The 17,514-nt window shown below is 53.7% G+C and carries 24 protein-coding genes; 6 read left to right on the top strand and 18 right to left on the bottom strand.

Features of this window, described 5'->3' with window-relative positions; genetic code table 11:
- The 7 genes from F3J36_RS17635 to F3J36_RS17605 all read right to left on the bottom strand — a co-directional run bounded on the left by F3J36_RS17635 (position 1) and on the right by F3J36_RS17605 (position 4,057).
- Positions 1-510, bottom strand: a complete 510-nt coding sequence (locus F3J36_RS17635; RefSeq protein ID WP_166720147.1) for a lysozyme — start codon at positions 508-510, stop codon at positions 1-3.
- Positions 491-703 carry a hypothetical protein gene (locus F3J36_RS17630; RefSeq protein WP_166720146.1) on the bottom strand — a complete coding sequence of 71 codons (213 nt, stop codon included), beginning with the start codon at positions 701-703 and terminating at the stop codon, positions 491-493. Before F3J36_RS17630 ends, F3J36_RS17635 begins: the two co-directional genes overlap by 20 nt.
- Positions 704-706: 3 nt before the next feature.
- A complete protein-coding gene (locus tag F3J36_RS17625; protein WP_166720145.1) occupies positions 707-910 on the bottom strand; it encodes a tail protein X in 204 nt (67 codons plus the stop codon).
- A complete protein-coding gene (locus tag F3J36_RS17620; protein WP_166720144.1) occupies positions 910-1,374 on the bottom strand; it encodes a head completion/stabilization protein in 465 nt (154 codons plus the stop codon). The genes F3J36_RS17625 and F3J36_RS17620 overlap by 1 nt, the downstream gene beginning before the upstream one ends.
- A gap of 99 nt (positions 1,375-1,473) precedes the next feature.
- Positions 1,474-2,121: a terminase endonuclease subunit gene (locus tag F3J36_RS17615; RefSeq protein WP_166720143.1), complete on the bottom strand. Its 648-nt coding sequence runs from the start codon at positions 2,119-2,121 to the stop codon at positions 1,474-1,476.
- A gap of 3 nt (positions 2,122-2,124) precedes the next feature.
- The gene (locus F3J36_RS17610; protein ID WP_166720142.1) at positions 2,125-3,186 is read right to left on the bottom strand and encodes a phage major capsid protein, P2 family; all 1,062 of its coding nucleotides are present in this window, start codon (positions 3,184-3,186) and stop codon (positions 2,125-2,127) included.
- 16 nt (positions 3,187-3,202) lie between these two features.
- Positions 3,203-4,057 (bottom strand): GPO family capsid scaffolding protein, encoded by an 855-nt coding sequence (locus F3J36_RS17605; protein ID WP_058771674.1) that lies wholly within the window; start codon positions 4,055-4,057, stop codon positions 3,203-3,205.
- Positions 4,058-4,200: 143 nt separating this feature from the next.
- Between F3J36_RS17605 and F3J36_RS17600 the strand changes: the two genes are divergently transcribed.
- The 3 genes from F3J36_RS17600 (at position 4,201) to F3J36_RS17590 (ending at position 7,931) form a co-directional block, all read left to right on the top strand.
- A complete protein-coding gene (locus F3J36_RS17600) occupies positions 4,201-5,967 on the top strand; it encodes a terminase ATPase subunit family protein (RefSeq protein ID WP_166720141.1) in 1,767 nt (588 codons plus the stop codon).
- Positions 5,968-7,002 carry a phage portal protein gene (locus F3J36_RS17595; protein WP_166720140.1) on the top strand — a complete coding sequence of 345 codons (1,035 nt, stop codon included), beginning with the start codon at positions 5,968-5,970 and terminating at the stop codon, positions 7,000-7,002. It begins immediately after the preceding gene.
- An 89-nt stretch (positions 7,003-7,091) separates the two neighbouring features.
- Positions 7,092-7,931: a hypothetical protein gene (locus F3J36_RS17590; RefSeq protein WP_166720139.1), complete on the top strand. Its 840-nt coding sequence runs from the start codon at positions 7,092-7,094 to the stop codon at positions 7,929-7,931.
- Positions 7,932-8,310: 379 nt separating this feature from the next.
- On the opposite strand, the gene F3J36_RS17585 is transcribed toward F3J36_RS17590, so the two are convergent.
- From F3J36_RS17585 to F3J36_RS17535, 11 genes are all read right to left on the bottom strand, one after another.
- Positions 8,311-8,544 (bottom strand): DinI-like family protein, encoded by a 234-nt coding sequence (locus F3J36_RS17585; RefSeq protein ID WP_166720138.1) that lies wholly within the window; start codon positions 8,542-8,544, stop codon positions 8,311-8,313.
- 14 nt (positions 8,545-8,558) lie between these two features.
- On the bottom strand, positions 8,559-8,747 hold the full coding sequence (locus tag F3J36_RS17580) for a hypothetical protein (protein WP_166720137.1): 189 nt from the start codon (positions 8,745-8,747) through the stop codon (positions 8,559-8,561).
- Positions 8,748-8,868: 121 nt separating this feature from the next.
- Positions 8,869-11,121 (bottom strand): replication endonuclease, encoded by a 2,253-nt coding sequence (locus F3J36_RS17575; protein ID WP_211073181.1) that lies wholly within the window; start codon positions 11,119-11,121, stop codon positions 8,869-8,871.
- A complete protein-coding gene (locus tag F3J36_RS17570; RefSeq protein ID WP_166720136.1) occupies positions 11,118-11,942 on the bottom strand; it encodes a DNA adenine methylase in 825 nt (274 codons plus the stop codon). Before F3J36_RS17570 ends, F3J36_RS17575 begins: the two co-directional genes overlap by 4 nt.
- Positions 11,939-12,748: a DNA adenine methylase gene (locus F3J36_RS17565; RefSeq protein ID WP_166720135.1), complete on the bottom strand. Its 810-nt coding sequence runs from the start codon at positions 12,746-12,748 to the stop codon at positions 11,939-11,941. The genes F3J36_RS17570 and F3J36_RS17565 overlap by 4 nt, the downstream gene beginning before the upstream one ends.
- Complete coding sequence (locus tag F3J36_RS17560) at positions 12,745-12,972, bottom strand: TraR/DksA family transcriptional regulator (protein WP_166720134.1); 228 nt, start codon at positions 12,970-12,972, stop codon at positions 12,745-12,747. The genes F3J36_RS17565 and F3J36_RS17560 overlap by 4 nt, the downstream gene beginning before the upstream one ends.
- Positions 12,972-13,199 (bottom strand): DUF2732 family protein, encoded by a 228-nt coding sequence (locus F3J36_RS17555; RefSeq protein ID WP_166720133.1) that lies wholly within the window; start codon positions 13,197-13,199, stop codon positions 12,972-12,974. Before F3J36_RS17555 ends, F3J36_RS17560 begins: the two co-directional genes overlap by 1 nt.
- 69 nt (positions 13,200-13,268) lie before the next feature.
- Positions 13,269-13,607 carry a DUF5347 family protein gene (locus tag F3J36_RS17550; RefSeq protein ID WP_058771669.1) on the bottom strand — a complete coding sequence of 113 codons (339 nt, stop codon included), beginning with the start codon at positions 13,605-13,607 and terminating at the stop codon, positions 13,269-13,271.
- Complete coding sequence (locus F3J36_RS17545) at positions 13,571-13,747, bottom strand: phage filamentation protein Fil family protein (protein WP_166720132.1); 177 nt, start codon at positions 13,745-13,747, stop codon at positions 13,571-13,573. Before F3J36_RS17545 ends, F3J36_RS17550 begins: the two co-directional genes overlap by 37 nt.
- Before the next feature lie 10 nt (positions 13,748-13,757).
- Positions 13,758-14,267, bottom strand: a complete 510-nt coding sequence (locus F3J36_RS17540) for a phage regulatory CII family protein (RefSeq protein WP_166720131.1) — start codon at positions 14,265-14,267, stop codon at positions 13,758-13,760.
- A 34-nt stretch (positions 14,268-14,301) separates the two neighbouring features.
- Positions 14,302-14,538, bottom strand: a complete 237-nt coding sequence (locus F3J36_RS17535; RefSeq protein WP_166720130.1) for a regulator — start codon at positions 14,536-14,538, stop codon at positions 14,302-14,304.
- Positions 14,539-14,628: 90 nt separating this feature from the next.
- On the opposite strand from F3J36_RS17535, the gene F3J36_RS17530 reads away from it, so the two are divergent.
- From F3J36_RS17530 to F3J36_RS17520, 3 genes are all read left to right on the top strand, one after another.
- Positions 14,629-15,240 carry a phage repressor protein CI gene (locus tag F3J36_RS17530; RefSeq protein ID WP_166720129.1) on the top strand — a complete coding sequence of 204 codons (612 nt, stop codon included), beginning with the start codon at positions 14,629-14,631 and terminating at the stop codon, positions 15,238-15,240.
- Positions 15,241-15,245: 5 nt separating this feature from the next.
- On the top strand, positions 15,246-16,259 hold the full coding sequence (locus F3J36_RS17525) for a tyrosine-type recombinase/integrase (RefSeq protein WP_166720128.1): 1,014 nt from the start codon (positions 15,246-15,248) through the stop codon (positions 16,257-16,259).
- A 427-nt stretch (positions 16,260-16,686) separates the two neighbouring features.
- Positions 16,687-17,334, top strand: coding sequence for a hypothetical protein (locus F3J36_RS17520; protein WP_166720127.1), 648 nt, complete (start codon positions 16,687-16,689; stop codon positions 17,332-17,334).
- The last annotated feature ends 180 nt before the right edge of the window (positions 17,335-17,514 follow it).

The raw sequence follows: 17,514 nt of genomic DNA, 5'->3' as shown, positions 1-17,514 counted from the left end.
TCACGCTCCTTTCAGACACCAGGCCAGCTCCCGCTGGCGCCGGTTATCCAGTCCGATATTAAATACGCCCTTCACGTACACCCAGCGCGGCAGCTGATAACACGCCTCGCGCCATTTCCCTTTTTTCAGCAACGTCACCATGGTTGAGCCGCAGGCGTTGCCGGTGCCGACGTTGAACGCCAGCGACACCAGCGCGTCGTAAACCTGCTGCGGCATTGAAACCGCCACGCAGCGCGCCAGTGCCGCCTCGACGCGTAACACGTTGGTGATGAAATTGCCCGCCGCCTGCCGCTCGGTGATCGTCTTGCCGGGAATGACGCCCACCGTGTTACCGATGCCGTCTGTCCACCTGCCCGCATCGCACAGGTACGGCTTGAGCCGGCACCCCTCGTAATCCGCGATAAGCTTCAGTCCCTCCGGCGAGGTGTGCAGCATCTGAAAGCCCGGCAGCATCGCGGCGATGGCCAGCACCGCGCCGACGCTGCAGCGCTTAACGGTTTGCAGATTCATAGTCCTCCCGCGTGATACGCCCGCTTGCCAGCAGCTGATAGGTTTTGTGCTTGTAGTACCAGCTGATCAGCGCCATCAGCAGGCCGATCAGAACACCGGCCACCGTTGACGCGTCTTTCAGGTTCATGCCACCCAGCCATGTCATCACCACCGCGATGCACCAGGTGATAAAAGTGCAGATTCTCTCCCACATAGTTCAGTCCCAAAGCTGGACGGCCTGCACGGTTGCAGCCGTTGTCACGTCCGGCATTTCCACCTCCAGCCCGTGCGGCAGGATTGGGCCGTGCTCCGCCAGCCCCGGATTCGCCTGTAAGACCTGCTCGGTTATGCGCTGCGTGCGCCCGTAGTGGCGCCAGCAGAGCGCGTCCACCGTGTCGTACTGCTGCGCACGCACTTTCATCAGAAAAGCTCGACGGTGCAGTGCGGCAGGTTCTGCACGCGGCTGACCGCCCAGCGCGCGTCCCGCCACAGATCGCCGGTGGCGTCCGCCAGCTCCTCACCGCGCTTCATGCCGGCGGCGGTGGCGTCGAAATCCTGATAGCGCTCGTTGAGCACCGCGCGGGTCCAGCACCACACCGCATTCTGGTAGTGATGCAGGCGGGCACTCTCGCCGGCCAGCTTCTCACCCGGCACATCGGCCAGGCTGTTAAAGCCGCGCAGCTCCTGCTGCTCGCGCCACGGGTAAAGCTCCGCGTTCACTTCGGCCATTGCGGTCAGCACCACCTGCCGCAGGCGCTCCGGCGTCACGGTGCCGTCAACGCGCATTGCGGTTCTGAACTTCGCCAGATCGATGTCCGGCCAGAATGAGTTGTTGGGGATTGTTTCCGGCGTTCCCGCCGCCTTCTGCGGCGCTACAAATTCCATCAATTGCTACTCCTGAAAAGGTTGGGCGGTGGACGGGGTTTTGATAAGGCTCAGCCTGTCGCCACCCCGTGCCGCCCCGCGCGTGGGCACGTCCGGTTATCAGCTGGCGTTGCGGATTTTCCGCGTCAGCTGCTCAATGTCTTTTTTCACGCCGCACTTCTCGTCAAGCTGCAGCGCGCGGGTCAGGTGGTTCAGGGCCGAGGCCGGGCTGCTGTCGGCGAGCATCCAGCCGATGGACTTGTGCAGGCGGGCGCGTGACTGGTCCGGCATATCCAGTTCGCCGATCACGTCCAGTGTCTGCAGCAGCAGCGCCACGTCGAAATCCGTTTTTGCCAGCAGGGCATTTTTTGCCGCGTCGGCCATCTCCTCGGCCAAGACCGTCTGCGTGTTGCGGTTGCCGATGGGCATTGCCCAGCCGCGGCTGACCGCGTGGCGGGCAATCTCCAGCGCGCCGGCATAATCCCCGGCATCAATGCGCCAGAGCATGACGAACATCACCACGTCGTCCTGCTGCTCAGCTTCTGCGGCCAGCACGCCATTCACCCAGGCGGCGTACTTCGGCAGAACCTCGATTTTGATTTCGGCTTTTTTTACGGTGGACTGGATGCCCTTCAGGCGGCGGCGGTCTTCGCCGAGCTGCATCAGCATCAGCTCGTAGCCGCTGGCGTGGCGAACACTGCCGCCCTGTCGGGCGGCCTGTTCAGCCTGAACGCGCTGGCGGTGCTGCCGGGCGGGACTCAGGCTCATGCGTTACGCTCCCGCGCCGGCGTCTTCCGGCACTGAGAAATCACCGATATCGATGTTTTCAACCAGCGCGGCGCAGCGGTAATCCTCGATCACGTACGCTTCGTTAACTGATTCAAAGTTCTCGATGCGGTCGCGTTTCGGGTTATCGATAACCGAGCGGCGGCGGGTTTCCTCCTGCCAGTAAATGGACAGGTTGTCCAGCCGGGTGATCAGCACCGCTTTTGCCGGGAAGAACGGCGCGCGCACCGCCTGCAGGCCACCCATGCGTTTCTGGCTGATAATCAGATCGGCGGCAAGCTTATTAGTGTTGTCCTGCTCATTGTTCACCAGCGGGAAATATTTATCGGACAGCAGCTCGCGTCCGCAAATCACCACCAGACCGTCGTCGTCCTGGAAAATCGGATCGATCAGCTCGTTTACGGCGTCCATCACCAGTGCGTCGAGGTTGAGATACACGCCGCCCTTGCCGACCTTCACCGGCGCGGCGGTTGTTTCGCCGTCCTTCGTGGTGCTGCCCATCACGTTATCCGGTGCGTCTTCGCGCAGCTTCTGCAGCCAGCCTTTGTTAACGTCCTGCAGCATTGGGTTTTCGGTGCGGTTGGAGGTTTTAGCGCGCTTCACGCCGTTAAAGCCGATGGTGATTCGGTCCAGCGCCTGCCGCTTCACGATGGCGTTGCGGATACGGGTCTGGAAGTCCTGAAACTTCGCCCACATATCCAGCTTCGCGTAGTTCAGCGCAGTATCAAAGTTGGTCTGCTCACACTTATATTCCGTGCCGATCATTTCCGTTGGATCGACCGGCTCGCGGTCTTTTGTGCTGGTATCAGTGGTACCGGCAATGGAGCCGCCAACGCCCAGACCCAGCAGCTGGCCGGACTGTTCAGTGACTGGCACCACGTTAATCAGCGTCAGGAAGGCGGCTGACTGCTGAATGGTATCTTCCAGCGTCTGCGCTACGGACGGCTCGACATTGAATTTGCTCGACAGCTCCTCGATCGGCACGCCGTTGAGTTTTGCCAGCTGCGTCAGGTAAGCGTTAAACGCAAAGCGGGTATTCTTTTTCATGGAGGTTGCTGCTCCTTTAGCAGTTGGTCAGGTGTTCGGCTGGCGCAGTACCACCCGGTGTGCGTGGGCGAAAATCTTTGCGCCCGTCTTCGCTTTCCAGCTGCTGCTTCAGCTCGCTGAACGCGTCGCGCTGTGCTTTCAAATCTTCCAGCTGTTCGTTCAGGCTGATTTCCAGCTGGCTCAGACGTTCCGCCTGCTCGCCCAGCGTCTTATCGGTGCGGACGCCATACGCCTGCTGTTCGCTGGCGATCAGTTCCACAGCCTGATGCACGTCGTTAAAGCGCGCGCTGTCGGTCTGCTGCTGCTTGCTGAACATGGCTTTGACGCGGGCAAACAGCGCGGGCTTTTCGTCCGGCGCGTCTTCCAGCTCGATCGCGGTTTCGGTCGCGGCGGTAAAAAGGTTGTCAGGGTGCTGCTTGCGGTTTGCGAGCGGGTTGTGCTCCGCCTTTGCGCTGAACTGCAGCATTTCGGTGCCGAGGCTTGCCGGGTCGTCAGTGGCGGCCAGGCCGACCAGATACGCCTTGCCGGTGTCGGCAAACTTGGTGCTGACCTCCATTGAGGTGAAAAGCTTCTGCCCTTTTTTCACCAGTTCAACCAGAGAGTCCGTCGGCATGATGTCGGCATAGAGCGCCATCTTCCCGGCCAGCTGCCCGGCGCTGATTTCTTCTGCGACCAGCGCGGATACCGTGCCGTAGCGGTTAAAGGTGTTGTCCGGCGAATACGCCTTGATGTGCTCCAGATTGATACTCGCGGTGTATACCGCCGGATCGTAACTGGCGGCCATCTGTACCAGCCATTCACGGGAAATTTCGCGCCCGTCCGTGGTGGCACCTTCCACCCCGATACGAAAACGCTTTGCAGTCACTGTCATGAGCCAGGCTCCGTTGGTTTTAAACGTCTGAGAGCCTTATGTTTGCGGCGGGAGGGGTATCGAAACAACGCGGGGACGTTGTGCGGCTCACCACACAATGAGGGGCAGCGGAAAAGGCACCGGCGGGGCCGTATTTTGAGGCCATGACAACGACACTCGCCCCAGAAGACCTCGATCCCCGCAGGCAGGCTATGCTCCTGTACTTTCAGGGATACCGTATCGCCCGCATTGCTGAAATGCTGGGAGAGAAACCCGCAACCGTTCACAGCTGGAAAAAGCGCGATAAGTGGGGCGACTACGGCCCGCTCGATCAGATGCAGCTGACCACCGCCGCACGCTACTGCCAGCTGGTCATGAAGGAGACGAAAGAAGGGAAAGACTACAAGGAGATTGACCTGCTGGCGCGCCAGTCCGAGCGCCACGCCCGTATCGGCAAGTTTAACAACGGCGGGAATGAAGCGGACCTGAACCCGAAAGTGGCGAACCGCAACAGCGGGCCACGAAAACCGCCGGAAAAGAACCTGTTCAGCGACGAGCAGATCGAGAAGCTGCAGGAGATTTTTCACGGCTCGATGTTCGGCTACCAGCGCCAGTGGTGGGACGCCGGCAACAAGCACCGTATCCGCAACGTGCTGAAGTCGCGCCAGATTGGTGCCACCTTCTACTTTGCCCGCGAGGCGCTGATCGATGCACTGACCACCGGGCGCAACCAGATTTTCCTCTCAGCCAGTAAGGCACAGGCGCACGTATTCAAACAGTACATCATCGAATTCGCTAAAGAGGTGGACGTAGAGCTGAAGGGCGACCCGATGACGCTCGCCAACGGCGCGGGCCTGTACTTCCTCGGCACCAACGCCCGCACCGCGCAGAGCTACCACGGCAACCTGTATCTAGACGAATACTTCTGGATCCCGAAATTTCAGGAGCTGCGCAAGGTGGCGTCCGGCATGGCGCTGCATAAGAAGTGGCGCCAGACCTACTTTTCCACACCGTCCAGCCTGACGCACAGCGCCTATCCGTTCTGGTCCGGCGCGCTGTTTAACCGGGGCCGCGCCAAAGCCGACCGCGTGGACATCGATCTGACCCACGCGAGCCTGTCGCCGGGCCGCTTCTGCGACGATGGCCAGTTCCGCCAGATCGTCACGGTAGAGGACGCCGTGCGCGGCGGCTGTAACCTGTTCGACCTCGACCAGCTGCGGCTGGAATACAGCCCGCCGGAATATCAGAACCTGCTGATGTGTGAATTCGTGGACGACCTGGCGTCCGTGTTCCCGCTGCAGCTGCTGCAGAAATGCATGGTGGACAGCTGGGAGGTGTGGTCCGACTTTGAGGCGCTGGCGCTGCGTCCGTTTGGCTGGCGCGAGGTGTGGATCGGTTACGACCCGGCAAAGGGCACGCAGAACGGTGACAGCGCCGGCTGCGTGGTAATCGCGCCGCCAGCCGTGCCCGGCGGCAAGTTCCGCATTCTGGAGCGCCACCAGTGGCGCGGCATGGACTTCCGCGCGCAGGCGGAGTCCATCAAAAAACTGACGCAGCAGTATAACGTCACCTATATCGGTATCGATTCCACCGGCGTTGGTCTCGGCGTTTACGAAAACGTGAAGATGTTTTTCCCCGCGGTGAAAGAGTTTGTTTATAACCCGAACGTGAAAAACGCTCTGGTACTGAAGGCGTACGACATCATCAGCGGCGGCCGGCTGGAGTTTGACGCCGGCCACCTCGACATCGCGCAGTCATTCATGGCTATCCGCCGCGCCACAACGGCCAGCGGCAACCGCCCCACTTACGAAGCCAGCCGCAGCGAAGAAGCCAGCCACGCAGATTTAGCCTGGGCAACCATGCACGCGCTGGCAAACGAACCGCTGCAGGGCGAATCCGCCAACAGCCGCAACATCATGGAGATTTTTTAGATGAGTAAACGCAGGAACCGCACGCAGCCCGTGCAGCAAAATAATATGTCCGGCGGCGCCACGGCGGAGGCGTTCACCTTTGGCGATCCGGTGCCGGTTCTGGACCGGCGCGAGCTGCTGGATTACGTGGAATGTGTGGTAACCGATCGCTGGTATGAACCGCCGGTGAGCTTCGACGGGCTGGCGCGCACGTTCCGTGCCGCCGTACACCACAGCTCGCCGCTCAACGTGAAGCGCAACATTCTGACCAGCACGTTTATCCCGCACCCGCTATTAAGCGGGCAGGCGTTCAGCCGGTTCATTCAGGACTATCTGGTGTTCGGTAATGCCTATCTGGAAAAGCGCACCAACCGTCTCGGCGGCGTGCTGTCGCTTGAGCCGGCGCTGGCAAAATTCACCCGTCGTGGCACCGACCTGGACACCTACTGGTTTGCGCATTACGGCCTGAACACACAGCCATACCAGTTCGCAGCCGGCAGCGTCTTTCACCTGATGGAGCCGGATCTCAATCAGGAAATCTACGGTCTGCCGGAATACCTGTCCGCTATTCCGTCAACGCTGCTTAACGAGTCTGCGACGCTGTTTCGCCGCAAGTATTACCTCAACGGCAGTCACGCCGGTTTTATCATGTATATGACCGACGCGGCGCAGAATCAGGAGGACGTGGACAATATCCGTAAAGCGATGAAAAGCGCGAAGGGGCCGGGCAACTTCCGCAACCTGTTCATGTACTCGCCGAACGGGAAGAAGGACGGGATCCAGATCATCCCGCTATCAGAGGTGGCGGCCAAAGATGAGTTTCTGAACATCAAGAACGTCAGCCGCGACGACATGATGGCAGCGCACCGAGTACCACCGCAGATGATGGGGATCATGCCGAATAATGTCGGAGGGTTTGGTGATGTTGAAAAGGCCAGCCGCGTTTTTGTTCGAAATGAGCTCATACCTTTACAAAAGCGACTTGAAGAACTCAATGAATGGCTTAACGAAGAAGTGATCTGCTTCAATCCTTATAGTTTTGATTCTGATCAATAGCCAATCAACTGGGGTTGAATTTCAGCCCCAGTTGTTGCATCTAACTAAATTTGCACAAATAATACCCTTTTAAAAAAGGGAATAAAATTTTGTCAAAAATCTCTGAAAGATGGAAGTATGCTCGTATTGAGCAAGGTTACTGTTTAATTTGCGGTGCTCACGGTAAATTAAGTCAAGATCATGTCCCACCGAAATGCGTAGTTCCGCCAGCTGAAGTTGAGCAACGGCTCATTACTGAATTTAGAAACTCGGATATCAGAGGAGTAAAGGCAAATCACGGGAGCGTGTTTAAAACAATCTGTACTGATTGTAACAATGGATTGGGGCCGCATGATGCTGAAATTAAGCGCGTAACCGGTGAGTTAAACGGCAAAATCAAGGATCATTTGGAAAGACCGTTTTCGATTTACAACACAGTATCATCAGACGTCAATGCAATGTCTTACCTGCGCGGGATGGTTGGGCACGTACTTTCGGCTGCTCCTAACAGCTCCTGTCTTGTCCCACGTAATGACGTGCCTTTTTATAAGCAGCTCAGCGATTTCGTATTAGGGTACAATGACCACATAACCGAAACTCACACATTTAAATATTGGTTTTATCCAAACAGAATGAATATAACTGGCGCACTGTTTGGGCTCATAAACACAACCAAAGCCTCCAACTCAACTGAAGAAAGCGTTAGCACTGCGGCCTGTATTTACTTCTATCCCGTTGCCCTACTTATAACCGAACCTAATCGCACGTTTAATGAAATAGCTCCTTTTATGCGAACGTTGACACCACAAGACGATCGAATTGTGCTCGACTTATCCCCACTGTACATCAACCATTCGGCATTTCCATTCTTTAGCTTGCAAGACACCATCCTGGCTATGCATGATTCTTATGTGACTGTTAGCCATGCCCCACAAAGACGTAAATATTAAACCATTCAAAAACGCTCCCAGATGAATTCTGAGGAGCGATCTGCCTCGAGGAACTAAATAATCTATTGACTCGCCCACGCCCTGAAAATGAGCCGTATTTTGCTAGTCAATACCCGTCAGCGCGCGCTCGTACCCCCGCCACGCCTGCCCGCTTTGTGTATTGGTTTTCATGCGCCTGCATGACATATGAAAAAGCCCGCCAGAACTGGCGGGCCGAGGTAAATTTGATCCTTTTGGGATTATGCGAATTCATGCGGCATAGACATGCACTACGCGGCACTGCGGGAGAACCATCAAAGCAGACTGCCTAACGCCTCGCCCGGTTCGTTGTTCAACCCCGGCAGGGCCAAAAAACAAGTTTTTGGCCCTGCCGGGATTATCAATGTTGCCAGCTGTCGTCTTCCCAAACTGACTGAAGTATGTCCATGACATTCTTTTTTTCCGCATCGAGCTTTAGGCCACTCAACTCCACACCGTTAGCGGTGCCCTTTCGAATGCGTATGTTGGTTTTGGGATATACAGGTAACAAGTTCTTGTAGAGTTCGGCCTCAAGGGCGGTAAGGATGCCCTGGCTAATTTTTTGCTCTTTATCGATCATAATCTCGATGCGCATCACTTACCCCATCTCTATTCTGAAGCATGCATCATTTTTGAATAATCATGATTTCTCACCTTTCGCAATAACTCGTCAGTAAGTTCAGAAACCCACTGAATTGCGAGGCGTTTTTCTTCATCAGTACAATCGCTAGCAGCAACAAGTTTTAAAAAGAAATCAATGCGTTGAAGCTTCATTGACTCCGAAAAATAATCCTGCATAATCCCTCCGCACAATCAAACACTGGTTATGCATACAGTATATTATGAAATCTCAAATGTGAAATGGTTTTTTAGGTTCAATCAGTTTAAGTCCTAAAGTATGCCTTTGAACTAACTGCAATTACTCTGCGCCCCTTCGCTTAGATGCCCTGCTCGCCAGCAGCTTAACTCGCTCCAAAATTCCAGCAGAATTAAGGCCACGATGAGGCCTGAGCAAGTCTCCATAAGCGGAGCTGCGGAACATACGCCCGGCAATTTCAGTCTGCGTACCACCAATGAGGCGCACGGCCAGACCGCGGCTGATAGTTTCACCGCTTAAATCTCTCACCTGGCTTATCAGGTTGTCGCAGGCAGCTTCGATTTTGTCTGATCGCCTGAGCTTCTTATGTAGTTTTTGAGGTTGCTGCGCCCTGATTTGCGCCAGCAATCGCCGTCTTTCCTTCCTGCTCATGCCGTCAGGGTCAATTTTGTCGTAACTTTCCGGCGGGCTCGAATCCTCGGATCTCAAACCTCCCGTACAGTTATTGACAGAACTCCGAGAGGACGCGGGCGCGTCCTGAAGGTCAAAAGCAAAATCAACGGCACGCTTCGGAACGATTTTCCACTGCGCCAGCCGGGTTAAAATTGGCGTATCTTCTCCGACTTCAGTAGCAAAAACGCCTTTGATGCGCACGGTTTCCTCGCCGTATTCGTTAACGTCTTCGCTGGCCTGATACCAGGTGCGCACGGCCAGTTCATCGCGGCGCACGAACGGGCCGCCCTGCGCATTAACGTAGCCTGCCCAGTCCCCCGCATCAGCAGCGTCGTGCGCAGCTGCAAACTCAACGCTGAGCCCGTGCGCGGTTTCGCTGTCGGCCATGCGGCGCAGCTCCCGGTAAACAGTCACCGGCGCGCCGCCCACAAACTGGAACTGGCGAATGTGCCAGCGCGCAGCCCAGGCGGAAACGGCCGGCGCAGTCTCTTTCAGCTCTTTGCCGCTTTCGTCGTCAATTTCACCGTCGAGCGCGTAGCCATCAATGTTTTTCGAGATGTACTTAGCCACATATCCGGTGGCGCTGCCTTTTTCCGGGTCAATGGCTTCGGCGTGAAAGCGCGCTTTGCGGGCTTTATCGCTCGTTAGTTCGCGGCTGTCTTCCTGATATGCGTAATCGCGGATGGTCTGGCGCACCTGATCTACATCCTCAGGACGCATGAACATCAACATGTGCCAGTGTGGTGTGCCATCGTGGTGTGGCTCGGCAACGCGAATGCCAAAAATACGGATTGCGTCTCGGTGCAGTTTGGCGCGGATTTTCTGCCAGACGCTGCACAGATAGCGCTGGGTGTCTGCGGGACTGGCGCCGTTCCACTTGCGATTACGATGGCCGGTCTTAATAGTGGCGTGGTAGCGCGACGGGGCTGTAAGCGTGTAAAAATCGCCAACGAAGCCCATCGCGTTGCAGATATTTTCGAAACCGCGAATGCGCGTCATCAACTCGCAGCGGCGGATCGCCGGATTTGCCACGCTGCCGTCATATTTATCGATCAGGCTGATACGGTTGCCGTCTTCGTCTTCCAGCTCCAGCCCTTTCAGAAATTCACGCGTGCGGCGCTTCTGTTCGCGCCATTCTGACACGGTCATATTGCTTGCGTATGAGGTGTGCTTTTTGCTGACGTTCGCCAGGGCGATCTGCAGATGTTCACGCCACGAAGCGGCAACGCGGCGCAGCCGCCCTTTCCACCATTTTTCGGTCTGCATACGCATGATCGCCGGGGTCACTTCTTCCGGGTCGAACAGGCGGGACGTAACCTTTTCCCACAGCGGCGGCGTCTGCCTCAGCTCCCGGGTGATAGTGGCGGCGGTCATGTAAACGCGATGGGTGTATTTGTAATCCGACTCGTCGCTGGCCTGCGCGTGCGCCTGTACCAGCTCGGCGAGGATGAAATTAGCCACATCCCCGGCCAGCAAATCGACGTCAGCGCGCGCCATATCCGGCAGGCGGTTAAAGCGGCGCATCAGCTCCCACAGCGTACCGGCCGCGCTGGCCGCGCCAGCCTGTTGAGCGGCGTTGCCGGCCAGCAGGTTAAACGTGCCGCTGCTCATTTCGCCGAGACGGTACTGATCACTGACGCATTCAGCGCGTGGCAATGTGCGCTCAACAAAGGTTTTTGCTAAGTACGCATTGGCACGGGCAATGCCCTGGGTCTTTTCAAGCTCGCTGACGCGGCGCCTGACGTCGAGCTGGATCAGCATCGGCTGCTTTTCCAGTAGCTCCTGCGCACGTGCTAAAGCCGCAATCATCTTATTGCGGCTGTGCATTTCCTCATAGGTGGGGTATGGGCTGGCGATGGCTTCCCGTGGCGCATTCCACGGGTATGCATACTTCAGGATCATGCTGCATCCTGCTTAATGCGCGGGCTAAGCCACAGGCACTCTGTTTTGACTTTAGTCCCCCTGCCCGCGCTAATTCTGGAAGGTTTGCTGACCATGGTCCAGCCCGCAAGCATGTCCCGATAGAGTTCACAATCGTAACCACTGATCATCACCATTCCGGCAAGAACGCTGGCCACAGATAAAAGCTGCTCGTGCTGGTCGTCGCTCATTTCGTGGTTGTAGCAGCGATTTCCTTTGGCGCGGGTTTCGGTCACATAAGGCGGGTCTACATAGTGCAGAGTGGTTTCGGCATCATGAGCTCGCATGACATCAAGAGCGTCTTTGCTTTCAATGATCACGCCCTGAAGGCGCTCGCAAACAGCGCGCAGGTTTTCAGGGTAACGTTCCCATAAGTGTGCGGCTGTAGCGTATTTGCGCTTACTGTCTCCGCGAAATCCTGAATTACCGCCAATACCAGCAGCGGAGCCGAATCCCATACACGCCCGCACGACCATGCGGCGGGCACGTTCCAGAGGTTCATCGGTAAATTCCCGTGAGGCGTAAAATTCATCACGTGCGTATGGCGTCAGGCGGCACGCATCCTGCAGGCGTTGACAGGACTTCGCATCTCGCAGGACGCGAAACAAATTGACCACTTCACCGTCTAAATCGTTATAAACTTCAGCGTAACTGCGTGGCTTCTGAATCAGCACGCCGGCTGCACCGCCGAAAGGTTCGACGTAGCATGTATGCTCAGGCATAAAGCTGATCACCCATGGAGCCAGGCGAAACTTACCGCCGTGGTAACGGATTACCGGATGCTTAATTTTGTCGGTAGTCATGCCAGTGCCTCGCATTTAACTGGCATACGCACAGCGATAATTTCAGCAGCCCGCTTTTTCTCACCGGCAGCAACGCCAACCGATCGTGCCACATTGATTTTTGTCAGCTCAAAATCCCGCAGGATGCTGCGGGTAAACAGGGTGTCGCTGTTTGACAGGACAACTGGATTGCGATCAGCAATGCCCAGCAGGTAGCAGACCAGCGAGCACTGGTCATCGTCGTCAAAACCGGCGGTGTGATAGTCGGCAAACGTGCCGTGATACGGCGGATCGCAATACACCACGTCACCGCCTTTAATCATGGTCAGGGTTTCCTGATAACCGGCACAGATGAACGTCGCGCGCTGAGCCTTCACGGCAAACGCCTCGATTTCAGCCAGGGGGAAATAAGGCTCCGCGTAATTCCCGTAAGGAACGTTGAATCCGCCGCGGCGGTTATAGCGACAAATCCCGCGGTATCCGTGGCGGTTCAGATAGAGAAAGTGCGCCGCGCGCTCAAGCAGTGGCATTGAGGCGCTATTGTTGAATTCATCGCGCAGCCGGTAATAGCTTTCCTCGCTCGTGTTCTGATTAAAAAGCGACGCTGCGAGCACGATAAACGGTCGCGCGTGCTCTTTTACCTGCTGGTACAGGTTGATTAAATCGGGGTTAATGTCAGCGACCAGATATTCCGGGTAATCAGTATTCATCATTACTGCGCAGGAACCGGCGAACGGCTCGACCAGACGATCGCCGGCTGGCAGGTGAGCCGCCAGCTCAGCCATGACGCCGGCTTTGCTGCCCGGCCACTTCAGGATGGTTTTCATAGTGCGGCCCCTTTGTAATGAGCGCTTTTCAGCTCACCAACTTCCTTACAGGTCACGCACTCAGAAACGCCCGGCAGCGCACGGCGGCGCGCCTCCGGGATTTCATCACCGCATGAAAGGCAGAAAAACTCACTCGCCCCGACCGGGCGATGAGTTGCGTTTGCCAGATTGCGCGCCAGTTCCTCCTGCACGCGCTGCTGTACCAAATCCATTGAATCGGCCATCAGTGCAGCTCCCTCGCCTGGTTCTCGTAACGCTCGGCCTCTTTGTCCAGCAGCTCGATAATTTCTGCTGCTGACATTTCCTTTTTGCGGGCATGAATTGCCAGCGCGGCAATGTGGATAGATACGGCCAGAGCATCATCTGAGCGCTGCTCGCTTTTCGCTTTACTCAGCAGAGCAGCAAGTGCGTCGTCATCACTTTTAAACTGACGGGTTTCAATATTTCGCATTTTTATTTCTCCTGAATTTGGGCAAACGAATGCCCGGCGGGTTTACGCCATTTAATTTTTCTGGGTTAATTAATTAGGCAGAGCTAATCTTTTAGGAAATAAACTCACGACTGCTTTTAAATGATTCATTGCACGAATAAGCGCCGTTTTTTCATCAGTAGTCAGTTCACTAAAATCAACATCGTGTCTGTCTTTACCGATGTTCGCTAAAAAAAGAACCGCACTTAAAGCCCGTTTATTTTCCTGATAATTGCTGTCCCGCACATCGCGCATATCAGCAAAGAACCGGGATAACTCTTTTTCACAGTTGCCGCCAAATTGAGAGCGAATCACAGCAAGATGATTTAAAGCTGAAACACGCTGTCCTGCTGTCAGTTCACCCAGCATGGCATTACCTTCGATAGCCATGATTTACCTCTTTGCTTTACTTCTTTTTCCTGGCTGCTTAATACCGGATGCCACGGCTTGCCGTTCTCACCCATTATCCAGCCGTTACCATATGACATTGACGGATTCTGCCGCTTGAGGCGTGCTGCTAAAGAGATCATCGCAGCGGCCTCAACTCATACCGATCGATGCGCTCAAACCGCTGATTGCATCTACGGTTGAAGCCAGCGTCGGGTTTGAATGAATGCGGTTCTGAACCGCCAATGCTGCCAGCATCATGCAACGTATGCCGGTGTTTGCTGCCTCAACAATACCGCGACGGCATGAGGCTGATATGTTGCCCTGATTAGCTGCGCTGGCTGCCAGCGTTCCAACCTGAGCAGAAGCATTCAGAACATAGGCCGGAAATTTTTCGGCAACATGTTCGTTAATAGGAACGCATGGCAGGCATTGCAGCTGCGCCAGGGCTCCGTCGATAAGCGTTGCATCTTCTGTAAGGTCGGTCAGTTGCAGCATTTCCTCGACCGTCAGCTTATGGGCCTGGTCGGGATTAAGTTTGTTGCGCAGCGTCTGCTCTTTCATGCCTGCGCGATTTGCCAGCTCGCGCATGTTATGCGTCAGAGCGAACTTGCGGCAGGCATCATCAAAGCGTTGTTGGGTGGAAACCTTAAAATCAAACATGTTAAGTCCCTTTTAATATCCCAATATGGGTTTATCAGGCCTGCATGGTGATGTGGTAATCACCGGCCGCCTCAATGATGAGAGCAAGCATGTTCACTTCTACCAATCCCTTAGCACCTTCTTTCTTTCTGATTGGTAGACGGTTTTCCTGGTACATCTTGCGGGCAGTACGCTTACAAATACCTGTACGGCGGCAGTATTCATCCAACGATACAAACGGCTCTGAGATAACGAAGTTGAGATTTGGACGCATTGAAAAATCACTTTTCATGATGCAAGATTCCTCTTTGGTTGGTTGATGTCATTAAATGTCACCATATGGCAAACATCACAATTGCGATGATAGGATCACAAAAACAACATGTCAAACACTATTAAAACCCCAAATGACGAAACAACACACCTATACCCATCGCAAGGGGGAGGTAAGGAAGCCATAGCCCGCATCATGGAGGCCTATAAATTTTCTACCCGGCAGGCACTTTGTAATCACCTCGGGGTATCTCAGAGCACCATGGCAAACCGCTGGATGCGCGATACCTTCCCACATGACTGGCTCATTGCATGTCACCTGGATACCGGTGTCTCTTTGCTTTGGCTAGCCACAGGTCAAGGTGAGCTGATGGATAGTGCTTCGCCCTCTTCAGAATCCAGAATGAGATACACAAAAATCTCAAATGGGCAATTTATTGAGGAAATTCTCGTCGCTTATGATTCACGACTGCTGCCGCCAGCAATCTCAAATCCGCTGTTAGTTGAGTTTGATGGCACCACTTATCTAATTGAAGAATCCAAAATCGAGGTTAGTGATGGATTGTGGCTGATCGATATTGATGGCTCAGTAAGCATCAAAGAACTTTACCGACTTCCGGGAAGGAAATTGCGGGTTGAAAACGGCCCAGCATCATTTGAGTGCTCAACAGAGGACATAATCTTATTAGGTAAGGTTGCATTAAAAACGGAGCGTATTTAAAGCTAATGACCGTAAGCAAACTATCTAATGGTAAATGGCAAGCCCAGCTATTCCCTAATGGACGCGAAGGCAAAAGAATTCGTCGACAATTCGCTACTAAGGGTGAGGCTCTTTCTTTTGAAAAACACATCCGTGATCAGTTTCAAGAAAAGCCCTGGCTGGGTGAAAAAACCGATAAACGCACCGTTTTTGACCTTGTAAAAACATGGTACAATGCGCACGGCATAACGTTATCAGACGGCGTCAAACGAAAAGATGCAATGGAGTTTGCATGCAAAGCTATGGGTAATCCACTCGCCACGGAATTTAATGCACGTATTTTTTCTTCATACCGCGAACAACGCCTTTCTGGAAAAATCACGAGGTCTAATCGTGTCAAAACCGTATCACCAAGAACTGTAAATTTAGAACTCGCATATTTTCGTGCTGTTTTTAATGAACTTCGGCGACTTGATGAGTGGCAGGCACCAAACCCGCTTGATAATGTCAGGGAATATAAGATCGCTGAATCTGAAATGGCCTACCTAACAAATGATGAGATCAGAGCTTTATTGCAGGAATGCAGGGCCAGTAGCTCTAAGGACTTATTGTCTGTTGTTAAAATATGCCTTGCGACAGGAGCGCGCTGGGGGGAGGCTGAATCTCTAAAAGGTAATCAGATTAGGGGGGGAAAGGTCATATTCACCAAAACCAAAGGCAAAAAGAATCGAGCCATACCTCTCAGTGATTCTTTGCTAGCTGAATTACCAAATAGTAGAAAGGCTAAGCCGCTTTTTGAGTCATGCTATGCGGCCTTCCGCTCCGCTCTCAAAAGGGCAGAAATTGAAACGCCACCAGGTCAACTTACCCATGTTTTGCGCCACACCTTTGCATCTCACTTTATGATGAATGGTGGCAACATTTTGGTGCTGCAGCGCATCCTAGGGCACACAGATATCAAAGTCACCATGCGGTATGCTCACTTTGCTCCTGATCACCTTTTTGAGGCGATCAACCTTAACCCGCTGGAGAGGTTGTAATCTAGATTTTTGGCAGCAAAATGGCAGCAGAGGGTGTCATTACTTGCTAATATGTGGCAGTATATGCCATATTTATTTCTTTAAAAACAGCAAGTTACTGATTTTAATGGAATCACTTTCGGACTCATAATCGCTTGGTCGCTGGTTCAAACCCAGCAGGGGCCACCAAATTTAGTCATAAAAAACATATAGTTAAGCCGCTCATCGAAGCGGTTTTTTTGTATCTGGTTTTTTGAGTGGCGGTAAAGTGGCGGTGCATTTTTTACCACGTACAAAGCCAGCGTCTTGCTAAGCTACCGCGCTGTGTGCTGCAGCATTGTGGTGGGCTATCTGGATTGATAACATCTGTCTGGGTTACTAAACATTGATTTAGTATCTTCCATCGAATTAACTGCAAAATTTCCATCAATTATAAAAGGATTTTTAATTGCGTAGCTATCAGGAAATTGCAAGGCGTATAGCCAAAATTATTCTATCCCCCGAGTCGGCTTTAGGCTTCATTGATGGCGTGCTATCTGTTCCTAAAGATATTGGTTACCTGGCATTTGGGTTTATTGATACCGATAACCGTTATCAGCGTGAGTCCGAAAAAATCAGGATGCTGACAGCCATTAAGTATGGCCTTCTTGAGAATCATAATTTCATCAAGACGATAGAGACGGTTCTGGACATCTTTAACAAAACTGTTCCTGAAGATAAGCAGAATGCCATTTACGGTAAAACAATGGCGTCGGTAGCTGGCCGCACAATCACTAATTCCCTGATAGCAGGTAAGCTTGCGACAATCATTGCACAACGAAGCTCATTCCTCATAACCTTACGCGGCGGCCTTATTGGTAACACACTATTGATTGGTGGCATGGTTGAGAGATGTATTTATACTTCAGAACGCCTTCAGCAATATAATCCCGAGATTTATAATCGCCTGCGTACCCGGGATTTAGATTTGCTTTACTTTCTTGTTGAGCCTGCTTTAAATCCATTCGTTGATGCTTTGAAGATAAGGAACACGCAAGGGCAGGTAGCCTTTGAAAGACTTCTTTCCATGGTTGAGAATGAAATCAATGCGAAATGATAAACCTCACAAATTAAGTATCGGTAAGCGGATTCTGTTTACCCTCATCGAAGCATCTGGTGCTGTTATAGGGGGCTTCTTAGTCCTGCTTTGCAGTTACTGGTTTTTCCATTATGACACATGGCATGAGCGGCTGATCGCAATCGGCCTGACCATTGCGGTTGTCTATTTCATAGGGAA

The sequence above is a fragment of the Pantoea sp. Cy-640 genome (assembly GCF_011752635.1).
Lineage (GTDB): Bacteria > Pseudomonadota > Gammaproteobacteria > Enterobacterales > Enterobacteriaceae > Pantoea > Pantoea dispersa.
This window is presented reverse-complemented; position numbering and strand designations above follow the sequence as displayed.

What these genes read in the sequence shown, in the direction of transcription:
- F3J36_RS17635 (WP_166720147.1), bottom strand. Translation starts at nt 510, where the DNA reads ATGAATCTGCAAACCGTTAAGCGCTGCAGCGTCGGCGCGGTGCTGGCC.
- F3J36_RS17630 (WP_166720146.1), bottom strand. Translation starts at nt 703, where the DNA reads ATGTGGGAGAGAATCTGCACTTTTATCACCTGGTGCATCGCGGTGGTG.
- F3J36_RS17625 (WP_166720145.1), bottom strand. Translation starts at nt 910, where the DNA reads ATGAAAGTGCGTGCGCAGCAGTACGACACGGTGGACGCGCTCTGCTGG.
- F3J36_RS17620 (WP_166720144.1), bottom strand. Translation starts at nt 1,374, where the DNA reads ATGGAATTTGTAGCGCCGCAGAAGGCGGCGGGAACGCCGGAAACAATC.
- F3J36_RS17615 (WP_166720143.1), bottom strand. Translation starts at nt 2,121, where the DNA reads ATGAGCCTGAGTCCCGCCCGGCAGCACCGCCAGCGCGTTCAGGCTGAA.
- F3J36_RS17610 (WP_166720142.1), bottom strand. Translation starts at nt 3,186, where the DNA reads ATGAAAAAGAATACCCGCTTTGCGTTTAACGCTTACCTGACGCAGCTG.
- F3J36_RS17605 (WP_058771674.1), bottom strand. Translation starts at nt 4,057, where the DNA reads ATGACAGTGACTGCAAAGCGTTTTCGTATCGGGGTGGAAGGTGCCACC.
- F3J36_RS17600 (WP_166720141.1), top strand. Translation starts at nt 4,201, where the DNA reads ATGACAACGACACTCGCCCCAGAAGACCTCGATCCCCGCAGGCAGGCT.
- F3J36_RS17595 (WP_166720140.1), top strand. Translation starts at nt 5,968, where the DNA reads ATGAGTAAACGCAGGAACCGCACGCAGCCCGTGCAGCAAAATAATATG.
- F3J36_RS17585 (WP_166720138.1), bottom strand. Translation starts at nt 8,544, where the DNA reads ATGCGCATCGAGATTATGATCGATAAAGAGCAAAAAATTAGCCAGGGC.
- F3J36_RS17580 (WP_166720137.1), bottom strand. Translation starts at nt 8,747, where the DNA reads ATGCAGGATTATTTTTCGGAGTCAATGAAGCTTCAACGCATTGATTTC.
- F3J36_RS17575 (WP_211073181.1), bottom strand. Translation starts at nt 11,121, where the DNA reads ATGATCCTGAAGTATGCATACCCGTGGAATGCGCCACGGGAAGCCATC.
- F3J36_RS17570 (WP_166720136.1), bottom strand. Translation starts at nt 11,942, where the DNA reads ATGACTACCGACAAAATTAAGCATCCGGTAATCCGTTACCACGGCGGT.
- F3J36_RS17565 (WP_166720135.1), bottom strand. Translation starts at nt 12,748, where the DNA reads ATGAAAACCATCCTGAAGTGGCCGGGCAGCAAAGCCGGCGTCATGGCT.
- F3J36_RS17560 (WP_166720134.1), bottom strand. Translation starts at nt 12,972, where the DNA reads ATGGCCGATTCAATGGATTTGGTACAGCAGCGCGTGCAGGAGGAACTG.
- F3J36_RS17555 (WP_166720133.1), bottom strand. Translation starts at nt 13,199, where the DNA reads ATGCGAAATATTGAAACCCGTCAGTTTAAAAGTGATGACGACGCACTT.
- F3J36_RS17550 (WP_058771669.1), bottom strand. Translation starts at nt 13,607, where the DNA reads ATGGCTATCGAAGGTAATGCCATGCTGGGTGAACTGACAGCAGGACAG.
- F3J36_RS17545 (WP_166720132.1), bottom strand. Translation starts at nt 13,747, where the DNA reads ATGATCTCTTTAGCAGCACGCCTCAAGCGGCAGAATCCGTCAATGTCA.
- F3J36_RS17540 (WP_166720131.1), bottom strand. Translation starts at nt 14,267, where the DNA reads ATGTTTGATTTTAAGGTTTCCACCCAACAACGCTTTGATGATGCCTGC.
- F3J36_RS17535 (WP_166720130.1), bottom strand. Translation starts at nt 14,538, where the DNA reads ATGAAAAGTGATTTTTCAATGCGTCCAAATCTCAACTTCGTTATCTCA.
- F3J36_RS17530 (WP_166720129.1), top strand. Translation starts at nt 14,629, where the DNA reads ATGTCAAACACTATTAAAACCCCAAATGACGAAACAACACACCTATAC.
- F3J36_RS17525 (WP_166720128.1), top strand. Translation starts at nt 15,246, where the DNA reads ATGACCGTAAGCAAACTATCTAATGGTAAATGGCAAGCCCAGCTATTC.